The organism is Burkholderia anthina, assembly GCF_001547525.1.
GTDB classification, from domain to species: domain Bacteria; phylum Pseudomonadota; class Gammaproteobacteria; order Burkholderiales; family Burkholderiaceae; genus Burkholderia; species Burkholderia semiarida.
This window is the reverse complement of the sequence record NZ_CM003768.1, coordinates 3,166,369-3,177,475: the sequence shown is the minus strand read 5'-3', so window position 1 is coordinate 3,177,475 and position 11,107 is coordinate 3,166,369. Positions and strand designations below refer to the sequence as shown.

10 protein-coding genes are annotated in these 11,107 nt (G+C 70.8%); 5 read left to right on the top strand and 5 right to left on the bottom strand.

Annotation, left to right across the window (positions count from 1 at the left end):
* Positions 1 to 192: 192 nt before the first annotated feature.
* Positions 193 to 702 carry a flavin reductase family protein gene (locus tag WS64_RS14480; protein ID WP_059578443.1) on the top strand — a complete coding sequence of 170 codons (510 nt, stop codon included), beginning with the start codon at positions 193 to 195 and terminating at the stop codon, positions 700 to 702.
* Here the strand turns inward: WS64_RS14480 and WS64_RS14475 are convergent.
* Positions 689 to 1,189, bottom strand: coding sequence for an Lrp/AsnC family transcriptional regulator (locus WS64_RS14475; RefSeq protein ID WP_006477992.1), 501 nt, complete (start codon positions 1,187 to 1,189; stop codon positions 689 to 691). The two genes, WS64_RS14480 and WS64_RS14475, sit on opposite strands and share 14 nt — an antisense overlap.
* A gap of 130 nt (positions 1,190 to 1,319) precedes the next feature.
* On the opposite strand from WS64_RS14475, the gene kynB reads away from it, so the two are divergent.
* From kynB to kynA, 3 genes are all read left to right on the top strand, one after another.
* The gene (kynB, locus tag WS64_RS14470; protein WP_060966730.1) at positions 1,320 to 1,961 is read left to right on the top strand and encodes an arylformamidase; all 642 of its coding nucleotides are present in this window, start codon (positions 1,320 to 1,322) and stop codon (positions 1,959 to 1,961) included.
* 28 nt (positions 1,962 to 1,989) lie between these two features.
* Entirely contained in the window at positions 1,990 to 3,243 is a 1,254-nt protein-coding gene (gene kynU / locus WS64_RS14465; protein ID WP_432206247.1) for a kynureninase, read from the top strand.
* A 90-nt stretch (positions 3,244 to 3,333) separates the two neighbouring features.
* On the top strand, positions 3,334 to 4,269 hold the full coding sequence (gene kynA / locus WS64_RS14460) for a tryptophan 2,3-dioxygenase (RefSeq protein WP_060966728.1): 936 nt from the start codon (positions 3,334 to 3,336) through the stop codon (positions 4,267 to 4,269).
* A gap of 20 nt (positions 4,270 to 4,289) precedes the next feature.
* Here kynA and WS64_RS14455 read toward each other — a convergent pair whose 3' ends face one another.
* From WS64_RS14455 to mdlC, 4 genes are all read right to left on the bottom strand, one after another.
* Positions 4,290 to 5,696 carry an MFS transporter gene (locus tag WS64_RS14455; RefSeq protein ID WP_060966727.1) on the bottom strand — a complete coding sequence of 469 codons (1,407 nt, stop codon included), beginning with the start codon at positions 5,694 to 5,696 and terminating at the stop codon, positions 4,290 to 4,292.
* Between the two features lie 260 nt (positions 5,697 to 5,956).
* Positions 5,957 to 6,901, bottom strand: a complete 945-nt coding sequence (locus WS64_RS14450; protein ID WP_060966726.1) for a ketopantoate reductase family protein — start codon at positions 6,899 to 6,901, stop codon at positions 5,957 to 5,959.
* Between the two features lie 14 nt (positions 6,902 to 6,915).
* Entirely contained in the window at positions 6,916 to 8,367 is a 1,452-nt protein-coding gene (locus WS64_RS14445) for an aldehyde dehydrogenase (protein WP_060966725.1), read from the bottom strand.
* Positions 8,368 to 8,396: 29 nt separating this feature from the next.
* Positions 8,397 to 10,004 (bottom strand): benzoylformate decarboxylase, encoded by a 1,608-nt coding sequence (gene mdlC, locus WS64_RS14440; RefSeq protein ID WP_060966724.1) that lies wholly within the window; start codon positions 10,002 to 10,004, stop codon positions 8,397 to 8,399.
* A gap of 99 nt (positions 10,005 to 10,103) precedes the next feature.
* Between mdlC and WS64_RS14435 the strand changes: the two genes are divergently transcribed.
* Positions 10,104 to 11,015 carry a LysR family transcriptional regulator gene (locus tag WS64_RS14435; RefSeq protein WP_059578464.1) on the top strand — a complete coding sequence of 304 codons (912 nt, stop codon included), beginning with the start codon at positions 10,104 to 10,106 and terminating at the stop codon, positions 11,013 to 11,015.
* Positions 11,016 to 11,107 lie beyond the last annotated feature (92 nt).

Below are 11,107 nucleotides of genomic sequence, written 5' to 3'. Positions count from 1 at the left end.
GCGCGCCGCACTGTTCGCTACGTCACCCTGCCGTCACGATGCGCCGCCCGACCGGGCCCGGCGGCCCCGATTCCGCTAAAATCGGGCCATGCGCACCCCTTCCTCATCGACCGCCTTGTCGTCTTTCGTCCGCCGCGCCCGTCGCACCCGCGCCGTGTCGCGCCCGCCCGTCCCGTTCCGGATGGCTGCCCGATGAGCCACGCCAATCCGCCGGATTTCGACTCGGCCGCCTTCCGGCAGGCGCTCGGCCAGTTCGCGACGGGCGTGACGGTGATCACGACGCAGGCGCCCTCCGGCCAGTTGATCGGCATCACCGCCAGCTCGTTCAATTCGGTTTCGCTCGATCCGCCGCTCGTGCTGTGGAGCCTCGCGCACAAATCGGCGTCGACGCCGGTGTTCCGCGGCAACAGCCATTACGTGGTGAACGTGCTCGCGGCGTCGCAGCTCGACCTGTGCAAGCGCTTTTCGACCTACAAGGGCGACCGCTTCGAAGGGATCGCGCACGCGGCCGGCAACTCGGGGATGCCCGTGCTCGACGGCGCGCTCGCGTGGTTCGAATGCCACAACCGCAGCCGCTACGACGAAGGCGACCACGTGATCTTCGTCGGCGAAGTGGAGCGCTGCGGCGTGCGCGCCGTATCGGACGCCGCCCCGCCGCTCGTGTTCCACGGCGGCGGCTTCCACGGCCTCACACCGCTTTGATCGCCCCCGTGCGCGCGAGGCCGACCGGCGCGCCGGCTTCGTCCTTCAGCGTCTGCAGCACGATGTTCGAACGGATGTCCATCACGCCCGGCGCCTTGTACAGGCGGTTCAGCACGAAATCCGAATAGTGCTTGAGGTTGTGCGCGAGCACGCGCAGCAGATAGTGGCTCTCGCCCGTCACGACGAACGCGCCGACCACCTCCGGCCATTCGCGCAGCGCTTCCGCGAAGCGCTCGTGCCATTGATTCTCTTCGTTGCGCATCGACACCTGCACGAACGCCTCGAGCTCGAAGCCGAGCTTCTCGCGGCTCAGGCACGCGCGATAGTGCTCGATGACGCCCTGCTCCTCGAGCAGGCGCATGCGGCGCAGGCAGGCGGATGGCGAAAGCGAAATGCGTTCGGCCAGGTCGAGATTGCTGATTCTGCCCTCCTCCTGCAATACCGCCAGAATCCGGCAGTCGGTGGCATCGAGCGTGATCGCGTGCATTTTTGGTCCCCGTTTTCCCTCTGAGTCGAATTATCTGCCAATCCGGCGGATTGTCCATGTTTATTTCGCAAGCACTTTCTGCGAGCGTCCACCTATCATTCGAAGGATCGACTCTTCGCTTCGTCATGCCATGGACACACTCTGGGACATCTCGCCGCCCGTCAGCCCCGCCACCCCCGTGTGGCCGGGCGATACGCCGGTTTCCGTCGAGCGCGTGTGGCGGATGGAGGCCGGTTCGCCGGTCAACGTCGCGCGCCTGACGCTGTCGCCGCACACGGGCGCGCACTGCGACGCGCCGCTGCACTACGACGCCGACGGCGCGCCGATCGGCGCGGTGCCGCTCGACACCTATCTCGGCCCGTGCCGCGTGATCCATTGCATCGGCGCGGCGCCCGTCGTGCGGCCGGCCGATATCGCGGCCGCGCTCGACGGCGTGCCGCCGCGCGTGCTGCTGCGCACGTATGCGCGCGCCGCGGTCGAACGATGGGACAGCCATTTCTGCGCGGTCGCGCCCGACACCGTCGATCTGCTCGCCGCGCATGGCGTCAAGCTGATCGGCATCGACACGCCGTCGCTCGACCCGCAGGAATCGAAGACGATGGATGCGCACCATCGCGTGCGCACGCACCGGATGGCGATCCTCGAAGGCATCGTGCTCGACGACGTGCCGCCCGGCGACTACGAACTGATCGCGCTGCCGCTGAAATTCGCGACGCTCGACGCGAGCCCCGTGCGCGCGGTGCTGCGCGCGCTGCCCGCACGCGCCGCCTGACTACCCCGACCTACGACCCCACATCATGATGATCAAGACCCGTGAAGACGCGCTCGCGCTCGACCGCGACGACCCGCTGGCGCCGCTGCGCGACCAGTTCTCGCTGCCCGACGGCGTGATCTACCTCGACGGCAATTCGCTCGGCGCGCAGCCGCGCGCATCCGCCGCCCGCGCGCAGCAGGTGATCGGCGCCGAATGGGGCGAAGGCCTGATCCGCAGCTGGAACACGGCCGGCTGGTTCGCGCTGCCGCGCCGCCTCGGCGACAAGCTCGCGACGCTGATCGGCGGCGCGCCCGGCGAAACGGTCGTGACCGACACCATCTCGATCAACCTGTTCAAGCTGCTGTCGGCGATGCTGCGCCACCAGGCCGAGCGCGCGCCCGAGCGCCGCGTGATCGTGTCGGAGCGCTCGAACTTCCCGACCGACCTGTATATCGCGCAGGGGCTGATTGAACAGCTCGGCGGCGGCTACGAGCTGCGCCTGATCGACGATCCGGCCGACCTGCCCCGCGCGCTCGGCACGGACACGGCCGTCGCGATGATCACGCACGTGAACTACCGCACCGGCTACATGCACGACATGCCGGCCGTCACGCAGCTCGTGCACGACGCGGGCGCGCTGATGCTGTGGGATCTCGCGCACTCGGCCGGCGCGGTGCCGGTCGACCTGAACGGCGCACGCGCGGACGGCGCGGTCGGCTGCACGTACAAGTACCTGAACGGCGGCCCCGGCTCGCCCGCGTTCGTGTGGGTGCCGCAGCGTCACCTCGCGCATTTCTCGCAGCCGCTGTCGGGCTGGTGGGGCCATCGCGCGCCGTTCGCGATGCAGCCAGGCTTCGCGCCGGATCCGGGCATCGCGCGCTTCCTGTGCGGCACGCAGCCGATCGTGTCGATGTCGATGGTCGAATGCGGGCTCGACGTGTTCCTGCAGACCGACATGGATGCGATCCGCCGCAAGTCGCTCGCGCTGACCGACGCGTTCATCGCGCTCGTCGAAGCGCGCTGCGCGGGCCTGTCGCTGAAGCTCGTCACGCCGCGCGCGCATCACCAGCGCGGCTCGCAGGCAAGCTTCGAGCATCCGCACGGCTACGAGGTCATGCAGGCGCTGATCGCGCGCGGCGTGATCGGCGACTACCGCGAGCCGTACGTGCTGCGCTTCGGCTTCACGCCGCTCTATACGCGCTTCGCCGACGTGTGGGATGCGGTCGAGACGCTGCGCGACATCCTCGCCACCGATGCGTGGAAGGCGCCCGAATTCGCCGAACGCGGCGCGGTGACCTGAGCGGTCTTGCGCGGCGCGCCGCCGTTGCAGGCGACGCACGCGCCGCGCGTTCGTCATTCAAATCTGGAGAGAGTCGTGAATTCTGGTCATATGCAGCCGCCCGGCGGCGACGCGCCGGCAGGCTGCCCGTTCTCGGGCGCACGCGTCGCACAACCGGCGCAAGCCGCGCATGAAGCGCCGCACGTGCCGGGCGAGGCCGACACGCAAGCCGGCTGGCACAACGCGCAACTCGATTTCTCGAAGTCGATGAGCTACGGCGACTACCTGTCGCTGAATTCGATCCTCGACGCGCAGCATCCGCTGTCGCCCGATCACAACGAGATGCTGTTCATCATCCAGCATCAGACGAGCGAGCTGTGGATGAAGCTCGCGCTGTTCGAGCTGCGCGGCGCGCTCGATGCCGTGCGCACCGACGCGCTGCCGCCCGCGTTCAAGATGCTTGCGCGCGTGTCGCGCATCCTCGAGCAACTGGTGCAGGCGTGGAACGTGCTGTCGACGATGACGCCGTCCGAGTATTCGGCGATGCGGCCGTATCTCGGCCAGTCGTCGGGCTTCCAGTCGTACCAGTATCGCCAGCTCGAATTCCTGCTCGGCAACAAGAACGCGCAGATGCTGCAGCCGCATGCGCACCGTGCCGACATCCTCGAACAGGTGCGCGCGACGCTCGAGGCGCCGTCGTTCTACGACGAGGTCGTGCGCCTGCTCGCGCGGCGCGGGTTCGCGATCGCGCCGGAGCGGCTCGAGCGCGACTGGACGCAGCCGATGCGGCACGACGAGACGGTCGAGGCCGCATGGCTCGAGGTCTATCGTCATCCGCAGCAGCACTGGGAGCTGTACGAGATGGCCGAGGAACTCGTCGATCTCGAGGATGCGTTCCGCCAGTGGCGCTTCCGTCACGTGACGACGGTCGAACGCATCATCGGCTTCAAGCAGGGCACGGGCGGCACGAGCGGCGCGCCGTACCTGCGCAAGATGCTCGACGTCGTGCTGTTCCCAGAGCTCTGGCACGTGCGCACCACGCTGTAACGCCCGTCACGCGCCCGCCGTCACGACGACGTGCGGGCGAGTTCCTCCCCTTCGCGCGGCTGAGCCGGCGCGCGCGACAGCCGCGGAATGTGCCGCCGCACCGCGAGCAGCGCGACGCACACCACACCCATCGCGACGGCCAGCATCGTCAGGTACGCGCCCGCGCCGCCCGACGTGATCACGATCGCGCCCGCGAACGCACTGAGGATCGCGCCGAGTCGGCCGAACGCGAGCGCGCTCGCGGTGCCCGTCGCGCGCACGGCCGTCGGGTAGATGTACGCGCAGAGCGCATACATCGTCGACTGCACCGCGTTGACGAACAGCCCGTGCAGGCCGAGCCCGACGATCAGCCAGCCCGTGTGGCGGCTCGCATCGACACCCATCAGCCACACCGCGCTCGCCGCGCCGCCGATGCTGCACAGCGCGAGCGGCCAGCGCGAGCCCGCATGCGCGATCGCCCATGCGCACAGCAGCGCGCCGATCACGCCGCCGAGGTTGTACGCGGTGAGCCCCGAGCCCGCGACCGACACGCTCAACCCGCTCGCCGCGAGCATCGTCGGCAGCCAGCTGAACGCCGCATACACGGCGAGCAGGCACATGAAGAACGCGCACCACAGCGCGATCGTGTCGCGCGCCTGCCCGCCCGCGAACAGCGCGCCGAAGCCGCCGCGGCCGCCCGGCGCGCGAGCGTCCTTCATATCGGTGAACACCGTGCCCGGCGCGACCGGCCGCCGCATCCGCGCGAGCAGCGCGCCGAGTTCCGGCCAGCGTGCGGGACGCCGCGCCAGATAACGCGGCGATTCCGGCAACGCGCGCACGAGCACGAAGCCGAGCACGAGCGGCAACGCGCCGCCCGCGAAGAACAGCCCGCGCCAGCCGTAGCGCGGCAGCACCTCGTGCGCGAACAGGCCGGCCAGCATCCCGCCGAGCGGCACGCAGACGATCGTCGCGGTCACCATCATCGTGCGGCGCCGCGCGGGCGTGTATTCGGCGGTCATCGTCGTGGCCGTCGGCAGCGCGCCGCCGATCCCGAGCCCCGCGCAAAAGCGCAGTATCGCGATCGTCGCGACGTCGGGCGCGAACCCGATCGCGCAGGTCGCGATGCCGAACAGGAATACGCTGCCGATCACGGCCTGGCGGCGACCGAAGCGGTCCGCGACGATCCCCGCGCACGCGCTGCCGATCCCCATGCCGACCAGCCCCGCCGCGACGGCCGGCGCGAACGCGCCGCGCGCGATGCCCCATTCGCGAATCAGCACGGGAATCGCGAAACCGATCAACTGGCCGTCGAAGCCGTCGAGCACGATCGCGAGCGCGGCGAGCAGCACGACGCAGCGCTGCATCGGCGTGAACGGCCCGTCGTCGAGCGTCGTGCCGATGTCGACCGACGGCGGCAGCCGTTCATTCAGGGCGTCGGGCGTGCTCATGCGGCCTCCGATGCACCGCGCGCCGGCGGCAAGATGCGCGGACGGCGCGCGACGAGACAACGGCATTCGATGGTTTTCATGGCGTCTCCGATTGTCCGGGCTGGCGCACGCAAGCGTGCCCGGATCTCATGCTGTGCAGTCGACCGGCGCCCATCGAGCGGCGCCGGTGTGTCGTCCCACCCTTCACGATCCATTGCCGTCGCTTCGCGGGCGCGGCATCCGTATCGTCATGCGGCGCCAGCCGGCCGCCGGCCTGTTGCTCAGTTCGCCCGTGCGTCGATCAACCGGACCAGCGCGAGCAGCGTCTCCGCATGCGGCACCGCGACGCCCGTTTCGCGCGCGGCCGCGACGACCTTGCCGCTGATCGCGTCGATTTCGGTGCGGCGGCCCGCGAGCACGTCCTGCAGCATCGACGGGCGATGGCCGCGATGGTCGCGGATCGCATGCTCGACGTTGCGCGCGATGCGCGCGCCGTCGACCGCGATGCCCTTCGCGCGCGCGACGGCGGCGGTCTCGGCTGCGATCGCGAGCGCGAGCCGCGGCCCGTCGTGATGATGGCCGAGCTGGTCGACGGTGCAGCCCGTCGCCGCGCACATCGTGTTGAGCGCCGCGTTGAACGCGACCTTCTCCCAGATCGCGGCCCACACGTCGGCGTCGAGCGTGCAGGCGAGCCCCGCGCGCGACAGCGCGTCGGCCACGGCCGCCGCGAACGGGCGCACCGCGCCGTCGGCCGTCATCATGCGGATCGCGCCGGCGCCGTGCGAGCGCACGTGCGCGGGCCCGGCCGCATCGGCCGGCCACGTCGTCACGCCGACCAGGATGCGCTCGATCGGCACGAACGCATTCACCGTCTCGACGTTGCCGAGCCCGTTCTGCAGCGTCAGCACGAACGTGTCCGGCGTCAGCAGCGCGCGCACGCCGTCGAGCGCCGCCCGCGTGTGCAGCGATTTCGTGAAAACGATCAGCAGGTCGAACGGCGTGTCGGGCGCGGCGGCCGCGTCCGCATTCGCGGCTTCCGGCCGCATGGCGTGCAGCGTGCGAATGCGCCGTTCGCCGCGATCGTCGTCGATGCGCAGCCCGTCGCGGCGGATCGCTTCGAGATGCGCGTCGTTCACGTCGATCAGCGTGACGGCTTCGCCGCTTTCGGCCAGCCGCCCGCCGAACAGCGAGCCCATCGCGCCCGCGCCCAGAATCGCAATCTTCATCGTCGGCGGCCTCGTCAGAACGGATAGTGGCGCGGCGCCGTCTGCACCGTGATCCAGCGCAGGTCCGTGAACGCGGCGATGCCGGCCTTGCCGCCGAAGTGGCCGAAGCCGCTGTCCTTCACGCCGCCGAACGGCATCTGCGCCTCGTCGTGCACGGTCGGGCCGTTCACGTGACAGATGCCCGATTCGATGCGTGCCGCGACGCGCAGCGCCCGCGCGACGTCGCGGCTGAACACGGCCGACGCCAGCCCGAACGCGTTGTCGTTCGCGCAGCGGATCGCGGCCTCCTCGCCGTCGACGCGCACGATGCCCTTCACCGGGCCGAACGATTCCTCCGCATAGAGACGCATCGCCGGCGTCACGTGGTCGAGCAGCGTCGCGGGAAACAGCGTGCCGTCGGCCTTGCCGCCGCATACGAGCGTCGCGCCGTGCGCGAGCGCGTCGTCGATCAGCGCGTTGCAGCGCTCGACGGCCTTCATGTCGATCAGCGACCCGAGCACGACGGGCCCGTGGCGCGGGTCGCCGAGCGGCAGCGACGCGGCCTTGTCGGCGAGCTTCGCGACGAACGCATCGGCGATCGATGCGTCGACGACGATGCGCTCGGTCGACATGCAGATCTGCCCGGAATTCGCGAATGCGCCGAATGCGGCCGCGGCGACCGCCGCGTCGAGATCGGCATCGTCCAGCACGACGAACGGCGCCTTGCCGCCGAGTTCCAGCACCGACGGTTTCAGGTGGCGCGCGCATGCTTCGGCGACGATCCGGCCGACCCGCGTCGAGCCCGTGAAATTCACGCGGCGCACGGCCGGGTGCGCGATCAGTGCGTCGACGACGGCGCCCGCGTCGTCGGGCGCGTTCGTCACGAAGTTGACGACGCCCGGCGGCAGCCCGGCCTCCTGCATCGCCTCGACGACCAGCCCGTGCGTGACGGGGCACAGCTCCGAGCCTTTCAGCACGATCGTGTTGCCGCACGCGAGCGGCAGCGCGAGCGCGCGCGTCGCGAGAATCACCGGCGCATTCCACGGCGCGATGCCGAGCACGACGCCGGCCGGCTGCCGCACGCCCATCGCGAGCGAGCCCGGCACGTCGGACGGGATCAGCTCGCCGCCGACCTGCGTGGTCAGCGACGCGGCCTCGACGAGCCCGCTCGCCGCGAGCTGCACGTTGAAGCCGGCCCACAGCGCGGACGCGCCCGTCTCGGCCGCCATCGCGGCGACGAACTGCTCGTGTTTCGCTTCGAGCGCGGCGGCCGCCTTCAGCAGCCATGCGCGCCGCGCGCCGGGGCCGAGCGCGGCCCAGCCGGGCAACGCGCGGGCGGCCGCGTCGGCCGCCGCGCGCGCATCGTCGGCGGTGGCCGCGGGCGCGGCCGACGCGATTTCGCCGTCGAGCGGGTTGCGGCGCACGAAGGTCGCGCCGCTGGACGAGTGGCGGCGTTCGCCGCCGATCAGCATCGCTACGGTTTGCATGGAATCTCCGGAAAGACGCGCGCGGCGCATCAGGCAATCTCGACTTCGACGACGACCGGCGTCGCCGCACGCAGCGCGTCGGCCAGCGTATCGCGCAGGAGCGCTGCATCGGCCACGCGTACGCCGCGGCAGCCCATCCCTTGCGCGAGCGCGACGAAATCCAGGTCGGGCAGATCGGTGCCCTGCACGGGGTCGCCGGGGCCGAAGCCGAACACGGGCGCGAAATCCTGCAGCGCCGCATACCGCCGGTTGTTCAGGATCACGAACGTGATCGGCAGCTTCAGCTGCGCGGCGCTCCACAGCGCCTGGATCGAATACAGGCTCGAGCCGTCGCCGATCAGCCCGATCACGCGCCGGCCCGGCCGCGCGAGCGCGACACCGACGGCGGCCGGCATCCCGTAGCCGAGCCCGCCGCTGTCCATCGTGTAGAACGTGCCGCTGCGCGTGAACGGCAGATGCTCCTGCATCACCGGCCGCGCGCTCGGCGCCTCCTCGACGACGATGTCCTGTGCGTCGCGCACGTCCGCGAGCGTCTGCAGCGCGAACGCGACCGACATGCGCGCGCCGGCGGCAGGCGCGTCGACGCGGACACGCGGCGCGCGCGGCGCGGGCATCGGCCGCTCGGGCGGCGCGGGCCGCGCCAGCAGATCGCGCGCGGCGAGCCGCAGGTTGCCGACGACCGCATCGCCCGACGGCGTCCACGCGGCGACGCCCGGATCGTCGACGAGCTGCACGAGCGTCGCGCCCGGCGGCACGTGCGGGCCGGAGCCTTCGATGTGATAGGTGAACGCGGGCGCGCCGAACGCGAACACGAGATCGTGCCCGTCGAGCCGCGCGACGATCTTCTCGCGGATCGCGGGCAGGAAGCCGGCGAACAGCGGATGGTCCTCCGGAAAACTGCAGCGCCCCGACATCGGCGCGACGTACACGCGCGCACGGTGCCGCTCGGCAAGGCGCACGGCGTCATCCCACGCGCCCGCGCGATCGATGGCCGCGCCGACCACGAACGCCGGGCGCCGCGCGGCGTCGAGCGCGTCGCCGAGCCGCGCGAGCGCGTCGGGATCGGGCCGCACGATGCTGCTGACGTCACGGCGCGGCAGCCGTTCGGCCGGCTGGTCCCAGTCGTCGACGGGAATCGACACGAACACGGGGCCGCGCGGCTCCTGCATCGCGATCCGGTACGCACGCGCGATCGCGGCCGGCACGTCTTGCGCGCGCGCGGGCTCGATGCTCCATTTGACGTACGGCTTCGGCAGCTCGGCGGCCTGCGTCGCGCCGAGGAACGGATCGAACGGCAGAATCGCGCGCGCCTGCTGGCCCGCGGTGACGATCAGCGGCGTGCGGTTCCTGAACGCGGTGAAGAGATTGCCCATCGCGTTGCCGACGCCCGCCGCCGAATGCAGGTTCACGACGGCCGCACGGCCGGTGGCCTGCGCGTGGCCGTCCGCCATGCCGACCACGACGGCCTCCTGCAGGCCGAGCACGTAGCGGAAATCGTCGGGAAAATCGCGGAACATCGGCAGCTCGGTCGAGCCGGGGTTGCCGAACACGCGGTCGATGCCGAACTGGCGAAACAGGTCGATGACGGCGTCGCGGACGGTGATCGGCGCGGCGGATTGGGACGGGGTGCCGGACATGCTCGGGCGTCTCCTCGATGGCTTGGCGGTTTCCACAGTATCGAAGCGCAGGCCATTCACGGATACTGTATTTTTTGCCAAAAGCCATTACGTCCCGGCATGACTTTCGATCTCCGACAATTGCACGCGTTCACGACCATCGTCGCGTGCGGCAGCCTGGGCCGCGCCGCCGACGCGCTGCATGTCACGCAGCCGGCGCTGAGCCGGATCCTGAAGCGGCTCGAGGCGCAGGTCGGCGCGCCGCTGTTCGAGCGCCATTCGAAGGGCGTTCAGCTCACCGCGTTCGGCGAAGCGTTGCTGCCGCACGCGACGCTGCTGCAGCACGAGGCCGAGCATGCGCGCGAGGAACTCGACGCGATGCGCGGGTTCGCGAAGGGAACGATCAAGGTCGGCACGGTGGGCAGCATCGCGAGCCTCGTGCTGCCGGTCGCGGTCGGCCGCGTGCTCGACCGCTGGCCGAACCTGCGCGTCGAAATCATCGAAGGCGTGTGGGACCGGCTCGCGCAAGGGCTGGTCAAGCACGAGATCGACCTCGCGCTGTCCGCGCACGGGCCCGACACCGACGAGATCGTCGCGATTCCCGAATGCCGCTGGGAAGATCGCAGCCATATCGTTGCGGCGCCGCACCATCCGCTGCGCGCGCTCGGCCGGCCGCCGACGCTCGCCGATACGCTGCACGCGCGCTGGGCGATTCCGCCGCGCGGCACCGCGCCGTTCGACCACATGCGCGCGACCTTCGACGCGCACGGGTTGCCGTTACCCGACATCGCGGTCGAGACGCGTTCGGTCATCACGCTGAAAAGCCTCGTCGCGCATGCGGGATTCCTCAGCTGGATGGCCGAACCGATGGTCGGCGCCGAGCGGCGCGCCGGCACGATCGACACGCTGCCGGTGCGCGAGGTCGTCGCGGTGCGCACGCTCACCGCGTTCCGGCGCCGCCACGGGATCCTGCCGGGGCCGGCCGGCAAGCTGCTCGACGAACTCGTCGCACTCACGCGCGAAGGGCGCTGACGCCTCTTTCCACCGGCTCCGCCGCGCCCGCCCTGCCCTCGCACGCCGCCGCAGCGCACCATCGAAATGCCGTTTCCGCGCCTTGACTTTCG